The sequence below is a fragment of the Nonomuraea sp. NPDC049607 genome, from assembly GCF_040675375.1.
GTDB lineage: Bacteria > Actinomycetota > Actinomycetes > Streptosporangiales > Streptosporangiaceae > Nonomuraea.
Genome location: NZ_JBFAOV010000038.1, coordinates 1 through 24,737, shown reverse-complemented (window position 1 = coordinate 24,737; position 24,737 = coordinate 1). Strand labels below are relative to the sequence as shown.

Sequence of the window (24,737 nt, the reverse complement as noted above, 5' to 3'; positions counted from 1 at the left end):
TCGGCGAGAAGTCGCCCAGCATTCGCTTCCTCCCCATGCATGCCGTCACGCTCCTCTGCGAGCGTGACGAAGGGCCGCAGGTTCACCTGCTCCGCCCCACTTCGTGCGCAAGCTCATGGGCCACCCGAGAACGACGCACCAGGTATTCCAGATGAGAGGTATGTCCCATGTGCCGCACCCATGCACACTCCCACAGCGCACCGGAAGGAACGGCTGCGTTCGCCGACTTGTCCGTCTCAGAGACCGAACTGTCGCCCGCCGACCTCGGTCGGCGCCGCTTTCTGCTGAACAGTGGGCTGCTCGGCATCAGCAGTCTCGGCGTCACCGCTCTGGGAGGGCTGACCACGCGTCCCGCCGCCGCAACCAGCAGAGGCTCCCGCGCGCTCCACTGGCTGGCCGGCGACCATCACGTTCATACGCAGTACAGCTACGACGGCATGTACACCATTGAGCAGCAGGCTGCGGGCGCTCTCAAGCACGGCCTGGACTGGCTGGTCATCACCGACCACGGGCACGCCGCGCACGAGAAGTTCGCGGTCGAGTCCACTTATGCCGACATCGTCACCTCCCGGGCCAAGCACCCTGAGCTGCTGTTGTGGCAAGGGCTCGAATGGAACGTTCCTGGAGGCGAGCACGCCACGGTGTTCTTCGACGGTGCTCGCGATGAGATCCAACTGCTGCGCGCGTTCGAGCGGCTCTTCGACTCCAGGATCAACGGCACCGGCGCCGGCAGCCCGGCGAACGAGGCCAAGGCGCTGGAGGCGCTCGCCTGGCTCGAGACCGCGCTGCGCACGGGTTCGGCGAGTTCCGCGCTGTTCCTGATCAACCACGTGATGCGGCGTGGCAGGTACTCCCCGCGTGACCTGCGCACCTATCGCGACAAGGCGCCGAACATCGCAGTCGGCATGGAGGGCGCGCCGGGCGCCCAGAACGAGCCCAGGGCCCGCGGCGACTTCAACAACACCGCCGACGCCGACTCCTGGGCCGGCTGGCGGCCGGAACACTACCCGACGTACGGCGGATTCGACTCCATGACCGGAATCCTGGGCGGCATGTGGGACTCGATGCTCGCCGAGGGCAAGGGCTGGTGGATCACTGCCAACTCCGACGGCCACTTCTACAACGGTGACACGATCGTCGAGCCCTCCCGGCCTTCTGACTGGTACGACCAGCACGGTAGATACCCCGATCCCATCGACGGCGGCGTCCCGCTGCGGCACGCCGACTTCTGGCCCGGTCAGTTCAGCCGCACGGTTGTAGGGGCGACCTCACGCAGCTATGGCGCGGTCATGGAGGCGATCAAGGCTGGGCGATCCTGGGTGTCGATGGGCGGCCTCATCGACGGGCTGCACGTCGACGCGCACGCCCCCGGCAACGCCCCGGCCACGTTCGGCGGACGGCTGTCGGTGCGGCGCGGCGACGACGTCACCATCACCATTTCCGTCGATCTCGCCGGCCGTCCCAACGCCAATGAAGAGATCCCCCGGCTCGCCCGCCTGGATCTGATCCGCGGTGCGATCACCGGGCCGGCCGCCGACCCCGACGTCTTCACCGCCCCGGACGTGAGTGTGGTCGAGTCGTTCATGCCGAAGGGCAGGGGCCGGGTCGCCCAGTTCCACTACAAGTTCCGCGACGTGCGCGAGCCGTTCTACTTCCGGCTGCGTGGCACCGACGGCAGGCGCAGCGCTCCCGGCGGGATGGAGCCGGCGGCGGACACAGGCCGCAATGAGAACCCCTGGCACGACCTCTGGTGCTACACCAATCCCACCTTCGTGGAACTGACATAGAACGATTCGACGACACCCGCCCCACTCGAAACATGGTTTCGGGTGGGACGGGGATTCGCCGTGCGACCAGAGCGACAACGGCACCTGTCTCGCGCGCCCGGAACACGCCTTCACCGGCATCGCACCCGGCGCCTACGAGCCGCGTCGCCACCGTGAGCAGGCGGCGTACCCCGTGCCGGAGCGCCCGCGTCCGGAAGGGCCCGCTAGCATCGGGGTCCCCCGGTCCCGCCTCGCGGATGCCCCACTGCGACGGACGCCCGGCCGACCCGCCACGGAGCGCGCGTGCCCACGATCGACCCCCGACGTCTCCTCATCCTCCGTGCCTTCGTGCTGTCCGACTCTGTCACCGCGACCGCGGCGGCGCTGCACCTGACGCCGTCCGCGGTGTCGCAGCAGCTCGCGGCGCTCGAGCGCGAGGTCGGTCACGCGCTCGTCATACGCTCGGGGCGCAAGCTGGTGCTCACGCCGGCCGGGCGCATCCTCGCCGGGCACGCCGAGGAGATCAGCTCACGACTGAAGATCGCCGAGGCTGACCTGGCCGCGCACGCGGGCGGTGTCCTCGGTCAGCTCCGGATCGGCGCCTTCCCCACGGCGATCAGCTGGTTGGTGGCACCCGCCATCGTCGAGCTGCGCCGTCAGGCCCCGGGTGTCGACGTCACCGTCGTCGACGCGGAGGCACACATGAGCCACCGGATGCTGATGCGGGGCGACATCGACGTGACCGTCAGCATGGAGTACGAGTCCGACCCCGAGCGCGACTCCCCCGACATCGTGAAGTTCCCGCTCTACATCGAGCGGTTCAAGGTCGTCCTCCCCCAGGCGCACCCGCTGGCCGGCGAGGAGGGCATCGGGCTCACCCAGCTCACCGAGGAGGGCTGGATCATGCCCTCGCCCGGTAATCCGTGCCGCACGATGGTGCTGCAGGCGTGCGCGGAGCTCGGCTTCCACCCGCCGATCACCCACGTCTCGGACGACTACCGCGCCGCGCTGGCGCTGGTCGCCGCCGAGGCGGGGATCTGCCTGGCGCCGGAGTCCGCGCTCTACGCCCGCGACGCCGACTGGGTGACGATCCTGCCGACACGCGGCATCGCGCCGCTGCGCAAGGTGATCATGACGACGCGGCGCGACAACCAGGGCCACCCCGTCGTACGCGCGGGGCTGGAGGCGATGCGGGCCGCTGTGTCCGAGCCGGACTCGGAGGTCTACGGCCCGCTCGCGCGGTCCGACACCTTCAGCGTCGAGTGACGGCTCCGGCCGGCGGCGCGTTCTCGCGGAGGAAGGCGTCGACGTGCCGGTGGTACTCCTCCGGCTTGTCGCGGCGCACGCAGTGGTGTGCGCCCTCGATCACGACGACGTCGAAGCCGGGCGCGACGGCCGTGAGGCGCTCACGGGAGTGCTTGTCGACGATGACGTCGCCGGTGCCGGTGACGAGCAGCGCCGGTACGCCGGCCGGGCCGACCGTGATCTGCCGCGCGGTCGGCGTCCAGATCCGGCGCTTCTCGTGGACCCGCTGCTGCATGTAGTCGATGTCGACGGCCTTCATCGCCTCGGCGAGCGGGCGCAGTTCCTGCTCCGCCCAGTGGGGCTTGAGCTCGCGCTGCATGTCCATCAGTTCCTCGACCGACGCCGTGCCGGCGTAGTCGAAGGGGTCCTTGGTGGTCTGCTCGACGCTGAGCCACGGGTTGGGACCGGCCTCCGGCACCCACCACGGCGGGTCCTCCAGCACCACGCCGGCCACGAGGTGCGGGGCGTCGGCGGCGACGAAGGCGGCGATCCGCGCGCCCATGGAGTGTCCGACGACGAGCGTCCTGCGCCCGGTCTCGTCGAGCATGTCCTTGAGGATGTCGATCGCGTCCTGCACCATCACGTCGGTGGACGGAACGCCCTCGTGCTCGGGCAGGCGGCCGGGCGACTTCCCGTGGCCCCGCGCGTCCGGTGCCACGATGTGGTAGTCGCCGCCCCAGCGGTCGACGGCGTCGCCGTAGCACGCGCCGGACTCCACGGCGCCGTGGAGGATGAGAATGGCAGGCGCATCTGCTGCGTCCCGCCCATACTCTCGGACGAACAGGTCTGTTCCCACGTGTCCTCATTCACTGCTCTGTCGCACCGGCCCCCGGCCGGCTCACGACGGTTGTCGTTCAATGGATCATGGTCGTGATCGTGGCACGCCTCTTCGGCGTCGCGCAACGCTCCCGCCGGTCAGGTCAGGTCAGCAGCTCAGCCTCCGGTGTCGCCTCGACCAGCGCGCGTGTGCAGGGGTGCCGCGGGGAGCGGAAGATCTCGTCGGACGAGCCGGTCTCGACGATGCGGCCGCGCTGCATGACGGCGACACGGTCGCTGTAGAGCCGGATCACCGCCAGGTCGTGGCTGACGTGGAGGAACGAGATCCCCTGGTCGCGCTGCAGGTCGGCCAGCAGGTTGAGGATCTGGGCACGCACTGACACGTCGAGCGCCGAGGTCGGCTCGTCCGCGATGATCAGATCCGGCTTGAGGGCGAGCGCGCGTGCCACGGCGACGCGCTGGAGCTGCCCGCCGGACGCCTCGTGCGGGTAGCGCCCCAGGTAGTCGGCGCCGAGGCCGACCGACTCCAGCAGCGCGACCAGTTCGGCGGTCGACGTCGTCTCGCCGTGCGCGCGGAAGACGTTCTCCAGCGTCTGCCGCACGGTCTGCAGCGGGTTCAGCGACGCCAGCGGGTCCTGGAAGACCATGGCGACGTTGCGCCGCAGCCGCCGTAGTCCTCGCCGGCCGAGGCGGGCGACGTCCTGCCCGTCCGTACGGACGGTGCCGGACGTCGGCACCACCAGGCCGTTGGCCATCCGCGCCAGCGTGGACTTGCCCGAGCCGGACTCGCCGACCAGGCCGAGCGCCTCGCCCCGCTCGACATGGAGCGAGACGCCGTCCACGGCGAGGAAGCCCTTGCGGCCTCGGCCGAAGCCACCGGCGGTGCGGTACCGCTTGCTGACGTCGGTCATCTCCAGGATCGGCTCGCTCACCGGGCGACCTCCTGCGGTTCGGGGAGACGGTCGAGGTGGCAGGCCGCGAGGTGCACGCCGCCGCCCTCGCCGGCCGGGCGGACGGTGGGCAGCGGTACCTCCGCGACACAGCGTGCGCCGACCTGGTCGGCGAAGCCGCAGCGCGGCGCGAAGGCGCAACCCGGTCCGGCGTCGCGCAGCGACGTGGGCGTGCCGGGGATGGCGCGCAGCCGCGTCCGCTCCCCGCCGATGTCGAGCCGGGCGTCCAGCCGCGGCGTGGCCGCACGGAGACCGGCGGTGTACGGGTGGGCGGGCTGATCGAAGATGTCGCGGAGGCTGCCGTACTCGGCCTGGCGGCCGGCGTACAGCACGAGGACGTCGTCCGCCGCGCTCGCCACCACCCCGAAGTCGTGGGTGATCAGGAGCATCGCCATGCCGTACTCCTGCTGGAGCCCGCGGAGCAGGGCCAGGATCTGCGCCTGCACCGTCACGTCGAGCGCGGTGGTCGGCTCGTCGGCGATGAGCAGCGCCGGCCGGTTCACCAGGGCCATCGCGATCACCGCGCGTTGCCGCATGCCGCCCGAGAACTCGTGCGGGAAGCGGCGTACGGCCTCCGCGGGCTCGGGGATGCCGACCCGGTCGAGCATCTCGACCGCACGGGCCCGCGCGGCGCGACGGGTGACCGACGGGTCGTGCAGGCGGACCGCCTGGGCGATGTGCGCGCCGATGTCGAGGTACGGGCTGAGCGCGGACATCGAGTCCTGGAACACCATGGCCACGTCGGAGCCGCGGGCCCGGCGCAGCTCGCGCTCGTCGGCGGAGAGCATCTCCCGCCCGGCGACGACGATCCGGCCCCGGGCGCTCGCCCCGCGCGGCAGGAGCCGCATGATCGCCCGGCCGGTGATCGTCTTGCCCGACCCCGACTCGCCGACCACGGCGAGCGTGCGGCCGCCGTCCAGCCTCACGGAGAGGTCCCGCACGACATCGGCGGTGACGCCGCCGCCGGTGAACGAGACGCACAGGTCCTCGACCTGGAGTACGGGGTCAGGCACGGCGGATCCTCGGGTCGAGAAGCGGCATCAGCAGGTCGGCGATCAGATTGCCGACGATGATGAGGAAGGCGGAGAAGAGCGTCACCCCGACGACGATGCTCAGGTCGGACTCGTTCACGCCGGACAACAGCAGGTCGCCGAGCCCGTGCAGGCTGAACACCTTCTCCGCGATCACCGAGCCGCCCAGGAGCGCGGTGACGTCGAGCGCGAACATCGCCACGACCGGCACCATCACGCCGCGGACGGCGTGCCGGTTCACCCGCCGGGCCGACGCGCCACGCGCGGTCATCGCGACGAGGTGGTCGGCCGAGAGTTCGTTGAGCAGCTGGGTGCGGGTGACCCGGATGTAGCCGGCGGCGAGGATGAACGACAGCACCATCCACGGGCCGATCAGGTGCCAGGCCCAATCCGCCGGTGACTCCGAGAACGGCACGAAGCCGGAGTACGGCAGCGCGTTGAGCATGAAGCCGAAGACCTGGACGACGAGCAGACCGACGAGGAAGGTCGGGACCGACAACCCGAACATCGCGAAACCGATCGAGAACCGGTCGACGATCCCGCCCTTGCGTATCGCCGACAACGCGCCGAGGCCGATGCCCACGACGAGGCACAGGACGGCCGCGCCCAACGCGAGCGACAACGTGACGGGCAGCCGCTCGGCGATGAGCGTCGTGACGTCGCTGCGGTTCGGGAACGAGTAGCCGAAGCAGGGCGCCTGGCAGTGGACCTGCTGGGTGCCCTCGCCGTACGTACGACCGGCGAAGAGGCCCTTCACGAACTCGGCGTACTGCCACACCGGGCTCTGGTCGGTCTGCATGTAGGCGCTGACCTTGGCCCGGGTCTCGGGCGGGCACGGCTTGCCGCACATGGCGCGGGCCGGGTCCTTCGAGGCCCCGAAGAACAGGGCTATCGTCACGAAGGCGATCGCGAGGAGCATGAACACCGCGGTGGCCATGCGGCGGGCAATGTAGACGATCATGCAGCATCCTCCATGCGCACGTCGAGGACGTCGCGCAGCGCGTCACCGGCGAGCGTGGCGCCGAAAACGATCAGGAACACCACGGCGCCCGGGAAGAGCATGTACCAGACGTCCGCGCCGCTGTAGATCCACGGCAGCGAGTCCGAAAGCAGTTTGCCGAGGTCGGGAACGTCGCCACGCAGGCCGACGCCGAGGAACGACAGTCCCGCGACCACGCTGACGTTGCCGGGCAGTGACATCGCGAACAGGACGACGACCAGGCCGAAGAGGTGCGGCATCATCTCCCTGCGGATGATCTGCCAGGGCGCGGCCCCGCTCGCGCGCGCCGCCTCGACGAAGGCGCGGGCGTTGACGGCGCCGGCCTGGGCGCCGATGATCCGGGCCGGGACGGTCCAGCCGAAGAAGGCCAGCACCAGCACGAGGACCAGGCCCCGCGGCATCTCCGGCGGCACGATCGCCATGATCGCGATGACGAACATCAGGCCCGGGAAGCCGAACATGAAGTCGATCACCCGCCCCGCGACGGCGTTGAGCCAGCCGCCGAAGTACCCGATCGCCGTACCGAGGACGGCGGCGAAGGCGATCGACAGGATGCTCGCCCCGAAGGCGATGAACAGCGACGAGCGGATGCCGTAGACGATCTGGGCGAACAGGTCGACACCCGTCACCGGGACGACACCGAGCCAGTGGTCGGCGCTGACGCCACCGAAGGCGCCCAGCGGACGGCCGCCGTCCGGGTCGAGCACGTCGGTGTGCAGGGTGTTCGGGTCCTGCCCCTCCATCCACACGAGCAGCGGGGCACAGAGCCCCGCGACGAGCGGCACGACCAGCATGACCAGGCCGGCGACGCCGGACCGCTTCCGGAGGAAGCGGCCGAGGACCGAGGTGCCCCGGCCCTCCGCCTGCTGGATCTCAGCGATCGACACCGACGACCAACTCGTTCGCGAACGGCGGGTAGGCGGGGATGAAGTAGTTCATGATCTTCGAGCCGGCCAGGGCCTGCGTGCGCTGCACGAGGATCGGCACGACCGGGGCGTCCTCCATGATCTGCCTGTCGATCGCGGCCCACATCTTGGCGGCCTTGTCGAGGTCCGGCTCCGCGATCGCGGCGTCGATCGCGGCGTCCACCTTGGGGTCGGAGAACTTCGAGGCGTTTCCGCCGCCGTTGCCGATCTCGCTCGACGCGAACAGCGGCTGGATGGTGCTCATGCCGCTCGGGAAGTCCGCTCCCCAGCCGTTCGTCGTCATGTCGTAGTCGCCGTCGGCGGACGAGATGAGCTCGGACCAGGTGTTGGCGTCCAGGCCCTTGAGCTCGACCTTGACGCCGACCCGCGCCAGCGAGTTCTTGATGCTCTGGGCTTCCTTCTCCTCGATCGCGCTCACGTCGGTCGGATAGGTCAGCGTGAGCTTCAGGTCGGAGACGCCGGCGGCGGCGAGCAGTTCCTTCGCCTTGCCGACGTCGCCGGTGTCACCGCCGTCGTACAGGTTGTACTCGGTGTAGCCGGGGATGCCGGGCGTCATGATGGTCGAGGCGATCTGGCCGCCGAACTTCGGGCCGCCGTACACGCTCTGCACCTCGGCCTTGTTGACCGCGTAGTTGATCGCCTGCCGTACGCGGACGTCGGACAGGCCCGGGCGCTTGACGTTCATGGCGAGGTAGCGGAAGTAGCCCGAGGGGCTGTTGGCCATGCGGTCGGAGATCGACGGGTCGGACTGGATCCGCTGGAACTGCGACGGCGAGATGAGCGCGTTGCTGATCGCGGTCTGGTCCTCGCCCTTGTCGTCGATGAGGCGCTGCACGATCGTGTCGTTGTTCAGGCCCATGTCAAGGACGATCTTGTCCGGGCCGGCGAACCGTACCTGGTCGCTGTCGGCCGTCCAGTTCGGGTTGCGGTCCAGCACCGCCTGCGCCCCCTTGCGGAAGCTCGTCACCTGGTACGGGCCGCTGGCGACCGGGTGCTCGCCGTATGTCTCCGGCTTGGTGTCGGCGGCGGCCGGCACCGGCGCGAAGGCCGGCATGCTGACGATCCACGGCCAGTTGCCGAACGGACGCTTCAGCCGGAAGACAATCTTGTGGTCACCGGCGACCTCGATGGAGTCGAGCTCCTTGCCGTCGTACGGGCCGTCGTAGTCGGTGCCGCCGACCAGCAGCGTCTTGTGGTAGCCGAGGCCACCCTGGAACATCGGCGCGAACGACCGCTCGATGCCGTACTTCACGTCCTGGGCGGTGATGGGGCTGCCGTCGGAGAACTTCAAGCCCTCCTTCAACGTGAAGGTCCACGTCTTGCCGCCGTCGTCCGTCGTACCGGTGTCGGTGGCGAGGTCCGGGACGAGGACCGTGTCCTTGTCGGGGAGGGTCCGCCACGACGTCAGCCCGCGGTGCACCCACCGCAGCCGGCTGGTCGGCACCATCTGCGCGTTGGCGGTCTCGAAGGACTCGGTAGCGCGCCGCGAGAGGTAGTGCAGGGTCCCGCCCTTGGGCACGGACTCCAGCGGCGCCGCGTTCTTGCCCGTCGTCGGCTCTGTGGACTGCGAGGTGGACTGCGAGTTCGCGTTGCAGCCCGCCGTCACGAGGGCCAGGACGAGGGCGAGCCCTGCGGGCACCACTCTCCGGGATCGATTCGCCATAGATCGCGCTTCCTGTGAAGCGGCCCCGATCGGTCGGGTCCGCTGTGGATCTCAGGAAGGGAGTCTGTTGGCGAGCGAGAGCACGCGTCCATCGAGGAGTTCTGCACCGGATCTTTCAGATTTTCTGAAAGATCGCGGGGATCCGCGCGCGCGGCGTCAATGATAGTCCGGCAACCCCGGCGGCCGGAAGACCGCGGCGCACACCCACGGGACCCGGCATGGGGGCTCGCCGGTCGCCGGGCCAGTGAGCACTCCGAATCTCGGCGCCTGGGCTTCCGGCTCGCCGTAGAGGGAGGTCATCCAGATGTGGGTGAGGACCCCGACGAGGGTGTCCTCATCGTTGAAGGGGGCCACGTCGAGGGTGGCGAGATAGTGGAGGCGCTCCCCGAGCCAGGTCAGCGCCGCGCCCAGGGCGGCCGGATCCACGTCCGGCGCGGTGGCGCCACCGGCGGTGACGCGCTCGGTGGTGACGCGCTCGGTGGTGACAGCCGTGAAGCTCGCCATCTGGTCGTGCCAAGATCCTGACCGCGTTGCAGAAGCGGACGACGCCGCCGGGAAGATCGGCCGGACGGTGAGGGTGGTCTCCACGACCAGGATCCGGGCGCTGCATGGGGAGGTGTCGATCCAGGTGGGCCTGATGGCCATTGTCCGTAGCCACATCTTCTCGATGTGGCCTCGGAGGCGAGGTTCCCGTCGACGCCGCCGCTCCGGATCGCCGACCAAGCGCCGTCACGACGTCGAAGGCGTGGAAGACCGTCCACGCCACCGCCCTCATCGGGGACCGTGCTCATCATGCAGGCCACCCTCGTCCAGCGGGCCGCGAGCCAAGCCCAGCCTGAAAGTCACCCGGGACCGCAGCATGCCGTGCGATTACCGAATCAATAATCCGCTAAGCATCAGGCAAAGTCATGGAGCAGGAGAGCTGGGTGAGCAGCTCCAATTGATCAAAATACAGGCGCAAACTCGCCATGAGCCCGTCTTCCACTGTGCAGACATAACAGCATCGCAACCGGATGGCGCGACCCGTCGCGGAAACCACCTGTCCGTCGGCCAGGACATACGGCCCCCTATGTGTGCCTACCATAAGGAGCTCGTCAACGGTTGTGGATTCACTTTCGAAGGACTCCATGATCACCGCCTGGACGTCGGGGAATGCCGCCCAGAACTCCTCCAGGTAGGAGGCCAGCTCGGCATGCCCCTGAGACACTCCTTCAGGGCTGATGGACACCCCAGTCGGGCTGAAGGTGCGAAGTAGCGCCTCCATGTCGTGAGCGTTGAATGCGGCCGTATATCGGTCACGTATCTCGCGGGCAACATTCATGGCACCAGATCCTCCCATCGCTCGATGCCCAACGTAACTACCGATATGCGGTCGACTTGCCAACGCTTGCTAAATCTGCTTACTCGACACGGTAGAATTCTCGGCGTTTCCGTCGGACGCGCTCCGGCATGTGGTCGCCTTCCTCATACCCGTCGTCGCCGCGCGGTGGCTGCTGCCGACGGTCAACGGGCCGCCCGAAGGGTTCCCCGCCACGCTGCCACGGGCGTTCCGGCTTGCCGCGATCGGCCCCCAGTCGGTCTTCTGGACGGCGTTCGGCATGCTGTTCGGCTGGGCGAGCGTTCTCCTTGATCAGGAGTTGCACCGTTGTTCTCACACTCCCGAAATGTCCTCTCGCCGCGAAGGTTGAGCGATTCTCACCGAAGGTTGAGTCACCACCAGAAGTAGGCCGGAGCCAGTGACCGTATAGTCCCGGCGACGGGCATGAAGATGGTCAGGCCGGGCAGGACGCCGTTACGGCCCCTTGCCGTCATGACGAGTCAAGAGGTTGTGATGGTCATCATTTCGGGATGTCACTGCCGCCGAGGCGTGTCCCTCTGGGGCGTCGGCACAGTCCCTGTCACCCCCCTCGCACTGCAGGCACACCTGCCTCACTATCCCCGCGACGCGCCGTTGGTCGGCGGGCTGGTGCTCCTGACCGTCGTCACACTCTGTGCGATCGCCATCTCGCGGTTCCGGCGGAAATGAGGCGCGCGAAGGGCGTCGCCGCCACGCAGTCGGGCCGTCCTGGCTCAGCCGTCTGCCTCTTCGCTGAGCAGGCCGACGTCGTCGGCGCAGGAGGCGGCGGTCTCGAACGTCCGGGTGAAGGCACCCGCCTGCTCATTCCATCCCCGGGTCAGGATCGCGGCGTGGATCTCGTCTCGGACGCGTGTCCAGTCGGCGACCCGGGAGGCGGCCCCCAGCACCGGGGCCAGGGCGATCGCCCTGTCCAGTCCCACCCAGCACATCAGCTTGGAGTGCGTGAAGTGCCGGCTGGAGCCTCGGACCTCCCACAGACTCTGATCGGGCTCCTGCCGGCGGCGCGCGGCGGTCTCGGCCACTCCGATCAGCAGCGAGCGGGTGAGGGGGTCGAACGGGCCGATGTCCCGGTAGGTCTGGTGGGCGGCGTCGAGCAGTTCGCCGTACACGTCGAGCTGACGCTGACGCCAGGCGTCGTTGCCGACCCGTACGGGTGCGCTGTCCCGCCACCCCCGCAGATGCGATGGCCGCCGTTCACTCAGGTCGCGCTCGCCGCCGATGCCGTACATGATCTGCAGGTCCGGGCCCGCGTCGACCTGGGTCGCGCAAACGCGGGACAGGAAGGTGAAGAAAGCCGTTTCCTCCTCCTCGCAGGTGGCCGTGTTCAGGGCGTGCAGGGTGAAGCTGGCATCGCGCACCCATGTGTAGCGGTAGTCCCAGTTGCGCTCTCCGCCGATGCTTTCCGGCAGGGAAGTGGTGACCGCGGCCACCATGGCCCCCGTCGGGGCGTAGGTCATCGCGCGTAGAACCCGGCCGCTGTGGTTGACGTGCCGGCGCCAGGGCCCCTCGTAGTCGGCGTGACCGCGTGACCAGGAGCGCCATCCCGCGACGGTGTCGCGGATCCGGCGCGCGACGGCCCAGGAGGTACGGCGCGGCGGGTCGGGCGCCCAGGCCCGGCCGGCCTGCAGGGCCAGGCCGACGTTCTGTCCCGCGCGCAGGGTGAGAGCATCCAGGAGCACCAGGGTGCCCTCGCGCGTCCGGAACGTGGTCTCCAGCACAAGGGTGTCCTCGACGTACCGGCGAGTCACCTCGGCCGGACAGGCCGGCCGGATCGTCCAGCAGCCGGCCTCTTCGTCCAGCAGCCGGGCGAAGATCGCCAGGCTGTCGAAACGCGGCAGACACAGCCAGTCGACAGAGCCGTCGGACGTGACCAGCGCGGCGGACCGGCAGTCCGACAGCATCGCGTAGTCGCCGATCGGCCGGGCGCTCAACGGCCGAACCGCCCCGCAGCCAGGCGTCGCAACACGTAGAGCAGTGCTGAGGCAGCGAAGAGCACCAGGGTGACCAGAATCCATCGGTTGAGATAAGGGATGGTGCTCAAGCCGACCGCCGCCCTGTAGTTGGGCTCGGCGCCGCTCAGGATGAGTGGGAACCACACCAGCAGTAGCAGGCCGGAGAACGCGGTCGGCACGCGCAGGTAGTTGATCGGAGCCGGCCGCCGCCCCGTCGGCCGATGCCGAGGCCGAGCAGCCGTACGACCACGGCGGCGGGCACGTGCGGTGGAAGATCGGGCGGCGAGGTCGGCGGCGGAGTAAAGAGGGAACAGCACCAGATCATGGAGGATGACGGCCCCCACGAACCACACCAGAAAGCCCGGCCAGATCCCTGCTTCGACCACCCGGGTGGCGGCGTAGGCGGCGACCAGGAAACAGAGGGCGAGTGCGAGCAAGTGCCATGGAGGGGCGCCGTAGGTTCTGGCCCATCGGCTGCGGCCGTTCAAGATCGTTCCTGGGTGAAGTCGAGCTCGCGTACCCACTTCGTGTTGTGGACTCCGGGAGCGTTGGGGACGATGACCCGCGCCGGGTAGCCGTGGTCGAGGGACAGGTCGGCGCCGTTGACCCGTAGTGCCAGCAGCGAGCGCGGGTCGGCCACCTGCGCGGCGCTGAGCGAGGCCTGGCCGAAATAGCCCCCGCGTTGCAGAGACCTGGCGGTGACACCTGTCGAGCCGGTTCGGATCCCGATGAGGCGGCCGAGGTCGGCCAGCCGTACGCCGGTCCAGGTCTGGACGGTCGACCAGCCCTCCACACAGGCGATCGGCAAGGCGTAGGTGTACAGCGGCATCGCCAGCAGGTCCGCGCGGGAGAGTTCCAGCCGGTTCGGTCCCGTGAGTGTCAGCCTCCAGAGCTCGCCTGTCTGGGCCGGTGTGACGCCGAGGCTCGCCGCCGTCTTGTTGACCTGGAAGTCGTTAGGGCCAGTACCGTAGAAGCGCCCATGAGGAGCGAGCAGCGCGGTACGGCGCAACGGCCCGTCGACGCACTGGCCGACAGACAGGCCGAACATGACCAGCGAGCCGCCGCCGGCGAAGGCCAGCAGGCCGCGCCTGGACATCGTGGGAGGCGCCGGGTCGGCGGCGACCAGGCCATCAGGGTCCGGCGGCTCCGGGCGGGTGTCCCCCACAGAAGTACGCAGGTAGTCGCGCAGACCGTACGTCCGCAGCGTGTGGATGACGCGGGGCAGCTTGATGACGACGTGGACGACGAACGCGGCCAGGAAGATCCACGCGCCATAAAAGTGGGCCGGGTAGAAGGAGAACGGGAAGACGTAGAAGAGCTGGACGTTGAGAATCCCGGTCACGAACTGGAATACCGCACCCCCGACCAGGAGCAGCAGGCCGGCCCGCTCGGCGGCCTCCGCCACGGAGCGGGCGGGCGGCCAGGAGAACAGCTTGGGGATGACCGACCACAGCTTGGCCAGCAGTATCGGCACCAGTGTCAGCCCGCCGATGACGTGCGCGCCCTGGGTGACCCGGTACAACCAGACCGGGTCCGTGGGCCAGTCGAACAGGTAGAAGCCCAGCAGCCCCCTGCCGGGGGTCGTGTCGTTGCCCGGTAGTCTCGGCTCGTAGGCGGCGTACGACATCAGCCCGGTGATCGCGACGATGGTGATCCCAGCTAGCAGGATCAATCCGAGCACCGAGGTCAGCCAGGGACCGCGTAGCGGGCTGCGCCAAAATTCTGGCCGGAACGGCCCGGGCGGCCGGCTCCACCTCCTGAGGCGCGCGGCCAGGCGGCTCTTCTTGTCGGGCTTGACTTCACGATCGCGCCCATGCGATGAATCCGGCACCGAGCCCCCTGAAATCCAATGTCGGCTGTCGGTCTCCTCACCGAAAACGGTCCTTCCAAAGCCACGTCCCGGCACCCATTCGGCAATGTCCGGCCGCTCTTCGCAGTCTCAGGGAGTTGTACGCGCTGCCGTTTGGAGAGCGGACCGCGCGTGCGACGAATCCGGCGGTCACCATCAGCGCGGCGAGGGCGTAGGCGATGGTCCCGAAGCCGGCGCCGGTGCCCATGTAGGCCGCGCCACTCGCCAGCGGGACGCCGAGCCACTCCCACCGACCGTCGAGGGCGACCAGCGCGACGATCAGTACGGCGTACCAGGAATAGCCGGGCGTGAACACGAGGAACCCCACCCCGGTCACCGACAGCGCGCCCTGCCACGGCCGGTCCGCGTCACCGTGGCGCAGGACGTGGAAGATCACGATCCCGACGATGACCAGGGCCGCGGCCAACGCCCACGAGCCGGGAAGGACCAGTCGCAGCAATGCGTACCGGCCCCTGCGGCCGGCATCGTCGTAACCCTCCTCGGTCAGGTACCCGAAGAGGTATCCGAGTACCGAGCCGCGCGAGGCGAGCGCGTACGGCAGATAGGCGAGCGCCACGACGAGAGCGGCGGGGCCGAGGACGGCCAGAGCGTCGAGCATCCGGCGCGCCGGTGTCCTTCCGTCTGCCGCGAGAACCCCGGATAGTGCGCCGGGGACGGTGACGGCGGGCAGCAGCTTGACCGCGGTCGCCGCGCCGAGCAGTGCACCGCCGAGGCCCCTGTGCCGGTTCACCGTGCTCAGGGCGATGACGGCGAGCAGGACACCGAGCCCGTCGACGTGGGCGTTGTTCACCAGTTCGAGCGGGACGGCGGGACACCATGCGTAACAGGCGGTGTACGCCGCGGCATTGCCCCGGGTGCCGGCCCGCCGGCAGAGCGCGATCAGCAGCACGGCCGAGGTCGCGAACGCCAGCAGCGCACCGGCGATCTGCACCGGCTTGTGCCGTGCCCCTTCGGGAGAGAGTCCGTGCACCAGGAGGAAGTACGCCTCCGCCAGCGGCGGATAGATGGTGTGCACGCCGGGGCGGTTGATCCGCGTGCACGACGCGACCGTGTCCCCGGAGGGGATCGGGTAACGATCGGGCCCCTCGCAGCCGTCGCCGCGGGGGAAGAGCCAGTGATCGCGCAGCCGCGCAAGTGCCGCCTCGGCCGGTGCGTGGTCGTAGGGCGAGACACCTGCGGCCTGAACCCGTCCGTCCCAGACGTAGCGGTAGGAATCGGTGCTGGTGGCGGGCGGCGAGAGGAGGCCGGTGGCGGTCACGGCGATCCCACCGGCGACCAGCAGGCACATCGCCTGGCGTGTGGGCAGCCCGCGCACGGCCCATAGGGCCGCACAGAAGAACGCCCAGGCGAGCGCGTACGGCCAGAACAAGCCGCGGCGGTCCGCGGGAACGGCGTCCTGACCGATCGCCCACGCGAGCGTCCCAGCCAGGGCGACCAGCAGGAGGGCCGTTCCCGCCGTGCGGCGGATCACGCCGGGCAGGCCAGGGGTGCGGTGGCGAACTCCTTCATGCCTTCGTCGAACCCGATCCGGGCGTGGAAGCCGAGTTCCGCGTTCGCCTTGTGCGGAGCCGCCACGATGTGGCGGACGTCGCCCAACCGGTACTTCCCCGTCGTCACCGGCTCCGGCCCGCCACACTGACCGGCCAGTGCCGCCGCCATGTCGCCGATGCTGCGCGGCTCCCCACTGGCGATGTTGTACGCGGCCAACAGGCCGGGCCGGCCGCCGGAGAGCGCGGCGACGTTCGCGCGGGCGACGTCGTGGACGTGGACGAAGTCCCGCAACTGCCTGCCGTCCTCGAACACCTCGGGCGCTCGACCGGCCTCCAGCGCGGATCTGAAGATCGCCGCCACCCCCGAGTACGGCGTGTCCCGTGGCATCCTCGGCCCGTACACGTTGTGGTACCGCAAAGCGACGACCGTGCCGCCGGTCTCGCGTGCCCAGTTGGCGGCCAGATGCTCCTGTGCCAGCTTGCTGGTGGCGTACGCGTTGCGGGGATCCGTCGGCGCGTTCTCGTCGATGGCGGCGTGGACCATCTCCGAGTCGCACCGAGGGCAACGAGGTTCGAAGTGGCCGCGTGCCAGAGCGGCGGCGGCACGCGGTGCGGGCCGTACCCGGCCGTGACCAGGACAGTCGTAGGCGCCCTCGCCGTAGACCACCATCGAGGAGGCCAGCACCAGCCGCCCGATCCCATGCCGGGCCATCGCCGCGAGCAGCACTGCCGTGCCGTACACGTTGACCGAGGCGTAGTCCGGAAGGTCGGCCACGTTCACGCCGAGCCCGACCTTGGCCGCTTGGTGCACGACGACGTCGACCCCTGCCATCGACCGGTCGAGCGCGACGGCGTCGCGCACATCTTCGCCGCTCCTGAGGTCGAGGCGGACCACCTCATGTCCGGCCGCTTCCAGTGCCTCCGTCACATGACTCCCGATGAATCCGGCCGCGCCGGTGACCAGTACCTTCGCCTCGCCGTCGATCACGACAACACCGCCGTTCCGGCGAGCGCGGCGGCGAAGCGGGAGCGGGGAGCCAGCGCCGCCACCTCGATCGCGTCCGCCATGGTGTCCACATCGGTCAGGCAGGGCAGGCAGGCGACGCTCATCCCGGCCTCGGTCAGTCTGTTCAACTGGATCTCTCCTGTGGTCGGCTCGGACATCGGCACGCCGAGCAGCAGATCGGGATCGGGTGCGCGCAGCCCGAGCAGCCAGAACCCGCCGTCGGTCGCGGGTCCGAACACCGCGTCGTGGGCGCCGAGCAACGACAGGGCGCCGGCCAGCAGACCGGCGGTCACCTGCGGGGTATCCATGCCGATGAGCACGATCGGGGTGGGCGAGAGCCGGTGGGCGTCGTCGAACGCGGCGGCGAGCCTCTCGTCCAGGCCGTCCCCGCGCTGCGGGACGATGGTGAACCCGGGCGGCAGCCACGCTCCGGGAGCCCCGTCGAGAGCGATCACGCGGCGGCCCGCCGGGACCCGGGTGACCGTCCGCAACGTGTCCTCCAAAGCGGCGCCCGCCAGCGTCGCGGCCTCACGCGGAGTGCAGGGCGGGGTCAGGCGCGTCTTCACCTTTCCCGGTACGGGCTCCTTGGCGATCACCAGGAGCTGCGCGCCACCGGCATGGTGCGGACTCACGTCATACCGCCCTGTCGGCCATGACCCGGCGCATGTCGCCGATCGTCCGGAGCGTGCCGCGCACCGTACCGGTCACCTTCGACCTCCCCGTACGGGCCAGATAGTCCACCTCGACCTCGGCGATCCGCCAGCCGGCCACACCGGCGCGCAGCACCATCTCCAGGGGGTAGCCGAACCGGCGGTCCACCAGCTCCAAGGCCAGCAGGGCGGCACGTCCGCACGCCCGCATCGGCCCCAGGTCGTGCAGGTCGGCACCGGTACGGCGGCGCAGCTTCCGAGCCAGCACGGCGTTGCCGAGCCGGGCGTGCACCGGCCAGGAGGCGCCCCGCCCAAGGACACGGCGGCCGAGCACCAGATCGGCCTCACCCGCCAGGACCGGCCCGGTGACGCGCGGCAACTGCCCGGGATCGAGGGACGCGTCGGCGTCCATGAAGCACACCACGTCAGCCGTCGCGGCCGTCAGCCCCGCGTGGCACGCGGCGCCGAATCCGGGCCGAGGCTCGGTCACCACCATCGCGCCGAACTCCACCGCGACCCTCGCGGATCCGTCGGTCGAACCGTTGTCGACCACGATCGGGCGGAAGCCGGGCGGCATCCGCCCGAGCACCCAGGGCAGGGCCGCCTCCTCATTCAGGCAGGGCAGGACCACGTCGATCTCCATGGGCCGACGCTAACGCGGCGACAGCGCCATTTCCCTTACGAAAGGATGACGTCGTTCCGAGAAATGACCGGCTCGGGTCCACGGAAATACAGTTTCATGGTCGTCCTCGCGGTTTGGACCGCTGAGCCCTTTGTTCCCGGCGGGACATGCGGCTTGTCCTGCTCCGTCATACTTGGCTTTTCGCTGAGGGCCTGATGGACGCACTTTTGCCAGGCTGTCATGTCCTTGCGCCCGTAAGAGCCTCGTAAGGATCGGCGCCGACTCGTCGGGGTAGTGTTTGCACATGATCATCGGTAGCCGCGCGAACATCGCCCACCACTAGGAAAAGCCGCGTGATCGGCACTCTCTACGAAGACTGCCTCAATGGCAGAGCCGTGGAAATCGAATATTCCGACGGCCTGATACAGCCGCTCCGCGCCGAGCGCTGGCTCCGGTACAACGAGGGCGACGAACACATTCTGGCCAGATGCGGCGGCCCCACTCTCGATGTCGGTTCGGGGCCCGGAAGACTGACCGTTGCGCTCGCCCGGATGGGGATTCCCGCCATGGGCATCGACATCGCGCCCTTGGCCGTGGAGCTGACCCGCCGCGCCGGCGGCCTGGCACTGCGCAGATGCGTCTTCCAACCCCTTCCAGGAACAGGGCGGTGGGCCGAGGTGCTCCTGGCCGACGGCAACATCGGCATCGGCGGCGACCCGGAGGTCCTCCTCCGGCGCCTGCGCGAGCTGGTCAGGCCAGGAGGCACGGTGATCGCCGAACTTTCGCCCCCGGGTTCACCCAGCGGGGTCCACACCGTACGGTTGCGCCAGGCCGGGCGTACGGGCGACTGGTTCACCTGGGCGACCGTGTCGATCGACGACATCGCCCCCCTTGCCCGGCGGTCCGGGTTCCCCACCGTCGAACGCTGGAACGCGGCGGGGCGATGGTTCGCCTCCCTCTCATGACCCGCCAGTGCCGCGGGCCCCAGTCGTCTGTCGAGATCTTGTTCCAATTCATGAAGGATCCCCAAGGCGACGTCACGACGCCGGCAACCCGCAGCGGTCAGTCCGACGAGGGTGCTGCGCGGAAATCCCGGCCCCGGCGTACTGGCCAGCAGGCCCTCTCCGAGAAGCTGCGTGACAGCGCGATGCATCGTGCGACGCGCAGGTGGCCCAAATCGTCCCACTCCGGGGAGTCGAAACCGAGCCGCCCGGGGACGCCGGTCGCCTCCATGTCGCGTCGAACGGCGAGCACCGCGCCGTCCAGCACCTGCTGCCCGGCCACCGCCCGTCACGTCCGCGTCGAGGACGGCAGCGGGCGGTGGGTCGTGGCCCGGTACGGTGCTCGGCCGCGAAGGCGGCGGCGTACGAACCCGGTGTGGCGCACCCTACCTGAACCCCCGGTGCGCGCGATCGTGCCGGAAGGCGTCGAGGCGGTCGAGGTCGAGCAGGCAGGAGGACAGCGGCGCGTCCGGGCAGGCGGTGAAGAAGCCGTCGGCGGCTTCGGGGCAGGGGTTGGCGAACCCGGTCACGCCCGCGCACGGCCGGCCCTGGTAGGCGGCCTCGTGATGCCAGTCGCTGACCGCGACGTACGTCATGAACTCGTACGCCCGCGCCACGCTCATGTGCCGCCACAGCGCGCGGGCGGGGCGGGGGCCGTCCCAGCGGGTGACGGAGAAGGCGGAGACCAGGACGACGTCGAGGTCGTCCTGTCCGGCCAGGGTCGCCGAGTACCACAGGTCGGCGCAGAGCAGCACGCGCAGGCGGCGTCCGGCCAGTTCGAACGCGCCCCCGGCCCTGCCCGGCACCACGCCCGAGCGGCGCTCGACGTCATAGGGGTGGACCTTGTCGTACTCGGCCACCAGCGCGCCGGACGGATCGATCACTGCACCCCGGTTGACCAGGCCCGCCTCGGTGCGGTCGTAGTGGGAACCGCCGGCGACCGTCGCGCCGGCGCCCGCGGCCAGGGCGGCGACCCGGGCCAGGTAGTCGGCGCGCGACAACGAGGACCCGGCCAGCTCGGGCAGGAGCAGCACGTCGCCGCGCACCGGCTCGCGCCCGGCCAGCTCCTCGATGGCGTCGAAGTTGGCGTGGCCGTCGGGAGACCAGATGGGGGGTTGAACCAAGAGGACGTTCACTCCTCCACTGTGGCTTATCCAGAGGAATGACGGTCATGTCCTGCGAGCGCAGCGGTTCCCGGCAGTGCCGCTGGCGCCGCGCGAGGAGGAGGTGCTCACCCATATCGCGCAAGGCTTCACCTACGACCAGATCGCCCGCCGGATGGGCATCAAGAAGTCCACGGTCGACACCCACGTCGAGCGGATCCGGCGCAAGCTGCAGGCCATAACCATGACGCCGGAGACCCGACGAATGTGACCACTCACGCTGTCACATCTCCGCCGCGCGCCGGGTCATGGAGGCGGGAACGGGCTCGGCCGCCGACACCTCGCGGAGCGTCCCTCGCGGGAGTCGTCACCTTCGCCGTGCCCGCGTCGTCATACAGGCGAAGACGAAACGCGAGCAAGTGGGTGTCCGTATATGGCAGCGACTGGGGCGTCTTCGAGGCTGTCCCGCCGGCCGCCGCCGCCCACGCGCAGGGATCGCCTGCCTCGGCAACCCCCTTTCACGAACCCGGAGGGAATCGTCCATGAAACTCACCGTCTTCGGCGCCAGTGGCGGCGTCGGCCGGCAGCTGCTCGACCAGGCTCTGGCCAAGGGGCACGACGTCACGGCCGTCGTACGGAGTCCGGCCAAGCTGGACGGCAACCCGGTCCGCGTCGTGCGTGCCGCCGACCTGGCCACGGCCGACGTCACGACGCTGCTGCCCGCCGTCGAAGGAGCCGATGCCGTCCTGTCGGCGCTCGGCCCGCCGAACAACGCCGCGGCCGGGGTGGCCTCCAAGGGCACCAAGGCGATCCTCGCGGCGATGCAGGTCGCCGGGACCCGTCGGCTGGTCGTGGTGAGCGCCGCCCCGGTGGGCACCACCCCCTCTCCCGGCCGACCCAACCCGCCCCGGCACGACCCCGGCGACGGGCCGTTCCTGCGCTACGTGGTCTATCCGATCGTCAAGGCCGCGCTCCGTCCGCAGTACCTCGACCTGGCCGTCATGGAGGACGACGTGCGCGACAGCGGCCTGGACTGGACGGTGCTCCGGCCGGTGCAACTGACCGACAAGCCGGTGACCGGCGCCTACCGGACGGCGGTGGGCCAGAACGTGCCGGGCGGCCGGTACGTCTCACGCGCCGACGTGGCCCACGCCATGCTCGCGGTGCTCGACCGGCCGGAAACGGTCGAGCAGGTCATCGGCATGGCGAACTGACCCTCTCCTCACCGATCACAAGGGAGAAATCGTGAATGAAGTTCCGATCACCCGTACCGAAACGCCGGTCGACGAGCCGATCACCATGATCAACGCCTTCACCGTCCCGGTGGAGGAGTCGGAGACGTTCCTGCCGCTGTGGATGGAGAACGCCGAGATCATGGCAAGACAGCCGGGATTCGTCCGGGCGCGGCTGCACCGATCGATGATCGACGACGCCGAGCTGCGTTTCGTCAACGTGGCTCACTGGGAGAGCGGGAGGCGGCTCGAAGAGGCGCTGGGCAGACCCGAATGGCAGGAGAGCGCGCGGCGCCTGCTCAATGATCCCGGCCTGCACATCACCGCGCGGCCCAGCGTCTACGAGGTCATCGTCGACCTCCAGCCCTCCCGCGACGGAAGCACCACGCCAGTGACGCGCTGAAGCCGGCATGGCCATGATCACGTGTCTGATCATGGCCATGCCGGATTCTCCTACCGAACGGTCGACGCCCGTCCCACCGGCGGGCCCGGCACCGCGCGGACGCTCCGGTCGTCGAGAGGGTGGAGAAGGTCCCGCCAGTCCGCCGGCCAGTTCGCCAGCGCCACGCCGATCATGATGATCAGGTGCAGCGGCGCCGACACCTCCTCGTACAAGGGGGCGACGTCGATGAGGTGGGTCGTCACCGCGCCGATCAGCACGAACACCAGCCCGGCCGCGCCGACGAACCTGACCCGCCGCCGCGGGACGAGCATCATCAGCCCGAAGACGAGCTCCAGGGCGCCGACCACGAACCGCATCCACGGCGGCCAGCCCCAGTCGACGAACTTCTCCGCGTAGGCCGGACCGAAGAAGGTCGGCCCGGGCCAGAACTTGGTGACGAAGCCGATGAAGAACGACGCGGCCAGATACCAGTAGAGGACTGTGGCGAGCCGTCGCGGCCAGGTACGTGCGGTCATGAGCCCTCCGTCGTGTTCGCCATGCGACTCAGCCCCACTTCTGGCCGGCGAGCTGCCGGGTGGTGACGTTGAGCCGGTTCGCCAGGTTCGTGACCGCGGCCATCAGGATGATCGCGGCCAGTCCCGCCTCGTCGTAATGCCGGGCCACCTCGTCCCAGATGTCGTCGGGGACCGGGTCGCTGCGGTCGGCGAGCCGGGTGGCGGCCTCGGTGAGAGCCAGCGCGGCCCGCTCGGCGTCGGTGAAGTACGGCGTCTCCCGCCAGGCGACGACCAGCCCCGTCCGCTCGTCGCTCTCGCCGCTCTTCCTGGCGCTACGGACCCCCGACTCCACGCAGGGGCCGCAACCGTTGATCTGGCTGGCGCGCAGGTGCACCAGCCCCAGCGTGGTCTCCGGCACGCCGCCCGTACGGGCGGCCTTGAAGAGCTCCTGGATGGGCGCCATCGCCGTCGGCAGGACGGCGGCGGGATTCTTCATCCGTGTCTGCATGTGTTTCTCCGCTTCATCGGCTGGACTTCCGCCCTGATGACTCGCCGCGAGGGGAGGTTGTGACAGCGCGCCGCCTGTCACATCTGCGCGGTCGTTTCCGTCATCTGTTACAGACAGCACGAGAGGGACGGCGTCATGGAGGAGAAGGACCTGCTGGCCGGTTGGTTCCAGCAGCATCGCGACCATCTGTGGGCGGTGGCCTACCGGCTGCTCGGCTCGGCGAGCGAGGCCGACGACGCGCTCCAGGAGGCATGGCTACGGCTCAGCCGCGCCGGCGTGGAGGACGTTCGGAACGTGCCGGGCTGGCTCACCACGATCGTCGCACGGGTGGCGCTGAGCATGCTGCGCGATCGCCGGACGCGCCGCGAGGAGCCGCTACGCGTCTCCGGTCCGGACCCGATGGCCGGCCTTCGCGGGACGGACGATCCGGAGCACGAGGTGGTCGTCGCCGATTCGGTCGGCCTGGCTCTGCTGGTGGTGCTCGACATGCTCGCGCCGGCGGAACGAATCGCGTTCGTCCTGCACGACATGTTCGCCGTGCCGTTCGACGAGATCGCCTTGATCGTGAACCGCTCGCCGGCCGCGGCCCGGCAACTGGCCAGCCGCGCCCGCCGGCGCGTACAGCACCCGGCGGCCCAGGAGGCCGGGACCGGCTCCGTCAGACAGCGGGAGATCGTCGCCGCCTTCCGGGCCGCGTCCCGTGACGGTGACTTCGCGGCCCTGCTCGCGCTGCTCGACCCCGACGTGGAGATCAGCGCGGACCGCACCGCCGTGCTCTCCGGCGCGTCGAGGCTGGTACGAGGGGCGGACGGCGTGGCCGAGACCTTCGCCGGCCGGGCTCAGGCCGCCGAGCTCGCGCTCATCGACGGGGCGCCGGGTCTGGTGTGGGCGCCCGGTGGACGGCCACGGATCGTCTTCGCCTTCACCATCGCGAACGACCGGATCACACACGTCGGCCTGCTCGCCGACCCCGAATACCTGGAGGACATCGAACTGGTGATGCTCGGTGGGTAGGCGTCCGGCCGGGCCACCGACCACGCGGTTCCCGGCGCGGGGCCGTCAGGCGAAGAACCGGGCCGGCGACCGGGACACCCTCCACCGACTCCCCCGTCATCTCGCCGCGGAGGCGGTGTTCCTGGCACCGCACGCTGGGTGCGGAACCTCGGGTCCAGCGTCCAGGAGGACGAGGGCCACCGGGCGAGGTCGAGCCCGCCGATGAGGTCCGTTTCCGGCCTCCGGCGAGCTGGGCGAGCCGGGCTGTGTTGTCTCGGTCACCTACAGTCGCGATGCTGGTGCCATGAGCAGTCGAGGCAGGGGCCGCTGGGTGGTGTCGCCGGTCGCGCTCGCGGTGGTGCCGGTCGGGATCGGGCTGGTGGGGAACCTGGCGACCGGCACCGTCGAGCTGAAGGCCTGGTGGTGGGCGCCGGCCACCTGGCTGTTGACCGGTGTGCTGGTCGTGGTCGCCGTCGCGGCGCAGGTCGTGCGGTCGCGCGCCGTGCCGCCGAGCCGGGAGGCGGCGATGCGCGGCGCCGTGGGGGAGTTGCGGCGGCGGGTGCGGGAGCAGTGGGAGCACGAGGCGGTGTTGCGGGGCGTCCGTCAGCCGGTGCCGTTGCGGGTGCGGTGGTCCTCGA

The 24,737-nt window shown here is 69.9% G+C and carries 27 protein-coding genes; 9 read left to right on the top strand and 18 right to left on the bottom strand.

Features of this window, described 5'->3' with window-relative positions; genetic code table 11:
* The first annotated feature begins 227 nt into the window (after window positions 1-227).
* Entirely contained in the window at window positions 228-1,787 is a 1,560-nt protein-coding gene (locus AB0J97_RS42970) for a PHP domain-containing protein (RefSeq protein WP_364100588.1), read from the top strand.
* Window positions 1,788-2,069: 282 nt separating this feature from the next.
* Window positions 2,070-3,032, top strand: a complete 963-nt coding sequence (locus AB0J97_RS42965; RefSeq protein ID WP_357710164.1) for a LysR family transcriptional regulator — start codon at window positions 2,070-2,072, stop codon at window positions 3,030-3,032.
* Here the strand turns inward: AB0J97_RS42965 and AB0J97_RS42960 are convergent.
* The 8 genes from AB0J97_RS42960 to AB0J97_RS42925 form a co-directional block, all read right to left on the bottom strand.
* A complete protein-coding gene (locus tag AB0J97_RS42960) occupies window positions 3,019-3,867 on the bottom strand; it encodes an alpha/beta fold hydrolase (protein ID WP_357710161.1) in 849 nt (282 codons plus the stop codon). The two genes, AB0J97_RS42965 and AB0J97_RS42960, sit on opposite strands and share 14 nt — an antisense overlap.
* A gap of 124 nt (window positions 3,868-3,991) precedes the next feature.
* The gene (locus tag AB0J97_RS42955; RefSeq protein WP_357710159.1) at window positions 3,992-4,780 is read right to left on the bottom strand and encodes an ATP-binding cassette domain-containing protein; all 789 of its coding nucleotides are present in this window, start codon (window positions 4,778-4,780) and stop codon (window positions 3,992-3,994) included.
* Window positions 4,777-5,811 carry an ABC transporter ATP-binding protein gene (locus AB0J97_RS42950; RefSeq protein ID WP_364100583.1) on the bottom strand — a complete coding sequence of 345 codons (1,035 nt, stop codon included), beginning with the start codon at window positions 5,809-5,811 and terminating at the stop codon, window positions 4,777-4,779. The genes AB0J97_RS42955 and AB0J97_RS42950 overlap by 4 nt, the downstream gene beginning before the upstream one ends.
* The gene (locus tag AB0J97_RS42945; protein WP_364100580.1) at window positions 5,804-6,790 is read right to left on the bottom strand and encodes an ABC transporter permease; all 987 of its coding nucleotides are present in this window, start codon (window positions 6,788-6,790) and stop codon (window positions 5,804-5,806) included. The genes AB0J97_RS42950 and AB0J97_RS42945 overlap by 8 nt, the downstream gene beginning before the upstream one ends.
* Window positions 6,787-7,716: an ABC transporter permease gene (locus tag AB0J97_RS42940; protein ID WP_364100577.1), complete on the bottom strand. Its 930-nt coding sequence runs from the start codon at window positions 7,714-7,716 to the stop codon at window positions 6,787-6,789. The genes AB0J97_RS42945 and AB0J97_RS42940 overlap by 4 nt, the downstream gene beginning before the upstream one ends.
* The gene (locus AB0J97_RS42935; RefSeq protein WP_364100574.1) at window positions 7,703-9,418 is read right to left on the bottom strand and encodes an ABC transporter substrate-binding protein; all 1,716 of its coding nucleotides are present in this window, start codon (window positions 9,416-9,418) and stop codon (window positions 7,703-7,705) included. The genes AB0J97_RS42940 and AB0J97_RS42935 overlap by 14 nt, the downstream gene beginning before the upstream one ends.
* Before the next feature lie 156 nt (window positions 9,419-9,574).
* Window positions 9,575-10,063: a hypothetical protein gene (locus tag AB0J97_RS42930; protein ID WP_364100571.1), complete on the bottom strand. Its 489-nt coding sequence runs from the start codon at window positions 10,061-10,063 to the stop codon at window positions 9,575-9,577.
* Between the two features lie 244 nt (window positions 10,064-10,307).
* Window positions 10,308-10,739, bottom strand: coding sequence for a nuclear transport factor 2 family protein (locus AB0J97_RS42925; RefSeq protein ID WP_364100568.1), 432 nt, complete (start codon window positions 10,737-10,739; stop codon window positions 10,308-10,310).
* 130 nt (window positions 10,740-10,869) lie between these two features.
* On the opposite strand from AB0J97_RS42925, the gene AB0J97_RS42920 reads away from it, so the two are divergent.
* Entirely contained in the window at window positions 10,870-11,106 is a 237-nt protein-coding gene (locus tag AB0J97_RS42920) for a CbtA family protein (RefSeq protein ID WP_364100566.1), read from the top strand.
* 382 nt (window positions 11,107-11,488) lie between these two features.
* On the opposite strand, the gene AB0J97_RS42915 is transcribed toward AB0J97_RS42920, so the two are convergent.
* The 7 genes from AB0J97_RS42915 to AB0J97_RS42885 all read right to left on the bottom strand — a co-directional run bounded on the left by AB0J97_RS42915 (window position 11,489) and on the right by AB0J97_RS42885 (window position 18,386).
* Window positions 11,489-12,706, bottom strand: a complete 1,218-nt coding sequence (locus tag AB0J97_RS42915) for a glycoside hydrolase family 15 protein (RefSeq protein WP_364100563.1) — start codon at window positions 12,704-12,706, stop codon at window positions 11,489-11,491.
* The gene (locus tag AB0J97_RS42910) at window positions 12,703-13,164 is read right to left on the bottom strand and encodes a hypothetical protein (RefSeq protein WP_364100560.1); all 462 of its coding nucleotides are present in this window, start codon (window positions 13,162-13,164) and stop codon (window positions 12,703-12,705) included. Before AB0J97_RS42910 ends, AB0J97_RS42915 begins: the two co-directional genes overlap by 4 nt.
* 47 nt (window positions 13,165-13,211) lie before the next feature.
* Complete coding sequence (locus AB0J97_RS42905) at window positions 13,212-14,408, bottom strand: molybdopterin-dependent oxidoreductase (protein WP_364100557.1); 1,197 nt, start codon at window positions 14,406-14,408, stop codon at window positions 13,212-13,214.
* Window positions 14,409-14,595: 187 nt separating this feature from the next.
* Complete coding sequence (locus AB0J97_RS42900) at window positions 14,596-16,068, bottom strand: glycosyltransferase 87 family protein (RefSeq protein ID WP_364100554.1); 1,473 nt, start codon at window positions 16,066-16,068, stop codon at window positions 14,596-14,598.
* A complete protein-coding gene (locus AB0J97_RS42895; protein WP_364100551.1) occupies window positions 16,065-17,075 on the bottom strand; it encodes an NAD-dependent epimerase/dehydratase family protein in 1,011 nt (336 codons plus the stop codon). Before AB0J97_RS42895 ends, AB0J97_RS42900 begins: the two co-directional genes overlap by 4 nt.
* Entirely contained in the window at window positions 17,072-17,725 is a 654-nt protein-coding gene (locus AB0J97_RS42890; RefSeq protein ID WP_364100548.1) for a TIGR04282 family arsenosugar biosynthesis glycosyltransferase, read from the bottom strand. Before AB0J97_RS42890 ends, AB0J97_RS42895 begins: the two co-directional genes overlap by 4 nt.
* A 1-nt stretch (window position 17,726) precedes the next feature.
* A complete protein-coding gene (locus AB0J97_RS42885; protein WP_364100545.1) occupies window positions 17,727-18,386 on the bottom strand; it encodes a glycosyltransferase family 2 protein in 660 nt (219 codons plus the stop codon).
* Between the two features lie 332 nt (window positions 18,387-18,718).
* Between AB0J97_RS42885 and AB0J97_RS42880 the strand changes: the two genes are divergently transcribed.
* Window positions 18,719-19,330 (top strand): methyltransferase domain-containing protein, encoded by a 612-nt coding sequence (locus AB0J97_RS42880; protein ID WP_364100542.1) that lies wholly within the window; start codon window positions 18,719-18,721, stop codon window positions 19,328-19,330.
* 422 nt (window positions 19,331-19,752) lie between these two features.
* On the opposite strand, the gene AB0J97_RS42875 is transcribed toward AB0J97_RS42880, so the two are convergent.
* Window positions 19,753-20,490, bottom strand: coding sequence for a carbon-nitrogen hydrolase family protein (locus AB0J97_RS42875; protein ID WP_364100539.1), 738 nt, complete (start codon window positions 20,488-20,490; stop codon window positions 19,753-19,755).
* Between the two features lie 76 nt (window positions 20,491-20,566).
* Here AB0J97_RS42875 and AB0J97_RS42870 point away from each other — a divergent pair, with 76 nt between their 5' ends.
* From AB0J97_RS42870 to AB0J97_RS42860, 3 genes are all read left to right on the top strand, one after another.
* Window positions 20,567-20,740, top strand: coding sequence for a helix-turn-helix transcriptional regulator (locus tag AB0J97_RS42870; protein WP_364100536.1), 174 nt, complete (start codon window positions 20,567-20,569; stop codon window positions 20,738-20,740).
* 271 nt (window positions 20,741-21,011) lie between these two features.
* Window positions 21,012-21,683: an NAD(P)H-binding protein gene (locus AB0J97_RS42865; RefSeq protein ID WP_364100533.1), complete on the top strand. Its 672-nt coding sequence runs from the start codon at window positions 21,012-21,014 to the stop codon at window positions 21,681-21,683.
* 31 nt (window positions 21,684-21,714) lie between these two features.
* On the top strand, window positions 21,715-22,104 hold the full coding sequence (locus tag AB0J97_RS42860) for an antibiotic biosynthesis monooxygenase family protein (RefSeq protein WP_364100530.1): 390 nt from the start codon (window positions 21,715-21,717) through the stop codon (window positions 22,102-22,104).
* A gap of 50 nt (window positions 22,105-22,154) precedes the next feature.
* Here AB0J97_RS42860 and AB0J97_RS42855 read toward each other — a convergent pair whose 3' ends face one another.
* Both AB0J97_RS42855 and AB0J97_RS42850 read right to left on the bottom strand, forming a co-directional pair.
* The gene (locus AB0J97_RS42855) at window positions 22,155-22,619 is read right to left on the bottom strand and encodes a DoxX family protein (RefSeq protein ID WP_364100527.1); all 465 of its coding nucleotides are present in this window, start codon (window positions 22,617-22,619) and stop codon (window positions 22,155-22,157) included.
* A gap of 28 nt (window positions 22,620-22,647) precedes the next feature.
* Window positions 22,648-23,106: a carboxymuconolactone decarboxylase family protein gene (locus AB0J97_RS42850; RefSeq protein ID WP_357708153.1), complete on the bottom strand. Its 459-nt coding sequence runs from the start codon at window positions 23,104-23,106 to the stop codon at window positions 22,648-22,650.
* 135 nt (window positions 23,107-23,241) lie between these two features.
* On the opposite strand from AB0J97_RS42850, the gene AB0J97_RS42845 reads away from it, so the two are divergent.
* Window positions 23,242-24,120 carry a sigma-70 family RNA polymerase sigma factor gene (locus AB0J97_RS42845; RefSeq protein ID WP_364100523.1) on the top strand — a complete coding sequence of 293 codons (879 nt, stop codon included), beginning with the start codon at window positions 23,242-23,244 and terminating at the stop codon, window positions 24,118-24,120.
* 283 nt (window positions 24,121-24,403) lie between these two features.
* A partial coding sequence (locus AB0J97_RS42840) for a hypothetical protein (RefSeq protein WP_364100520.1) occupies window positions 24,404-24,737 on the top strand: 334 nt, incomplete at its 3' end.

Excerpts from the sequence above, each read along its gene's own strand:
- AB0J97_RS42945 (WP_364100580.1), bottom strand. The coding sequence starts at position 6,790 with ATGATCGTCTACATTGCCCGCCGCATGGCCACCGCGGTGTTCATGCTC.
- AB0J97_RS42935 (WP_364100574.1), bottom strand. The coding sequence starts at position 9,418 with ATGGCGAATCGATCCCGGAGAGTGGTGCCCGCAGGGCTCGCCCTCGTC.
- AB0J97_RS42930 (WP_364100571.1), bottom strand. The coding sequence starts at position 10,063 with ATGGCCATCAGGCCCACCTGGATCGACACCTCCCCATGCAGCGCCCGG.
- AB0J97_RS42925 (WP_364100568.1), bottom strand. The coding sequence starts at position 10,739 with ATGAATGTTGCCCGCGAGATACGTGACCGATATACGGCCGCATTCAAC.
- AB0J97_RS42885 (WP_364100545.1), bottom strand. The coding sequence starts at position 18,386 with ATGGAGATCGACGTGGTCCTGCCCTGCCTGAATGAGGAGGCGGCCCTG.
- AB0J97_RS42865 (WP_364100533.1), top strand. The coding sequence starts at position 21,012 with ATGAAACTCACCGTCTTCGGCGCCAGTGGCGGCGTCGGCCGGCAGCTG.
- AB0J97_RS42855 (WP_364100527.1), bottom strand. The coding sequence starts at position 22,619 with ATGACCGCACGTACCTGGCCGCGACGGCTCGCCACAGTCCTCTACTGG.
- AB0J97_RS42850 (WP_357708153.1), bottom strand. The coding sequence starts at position 23,106 with ATGCAGACACGGATGAAGAATCCCGCCGCCGTCCTGCCGACGGCGATG.
- AB0J97_RS42845 (WP_364100523.1), top strand. The coding sequence starts at position 23,242 with ATGGAGGAGAAGGACCTGCTGGCCGGTTGGTTCCAGCAGCATCGCGAC.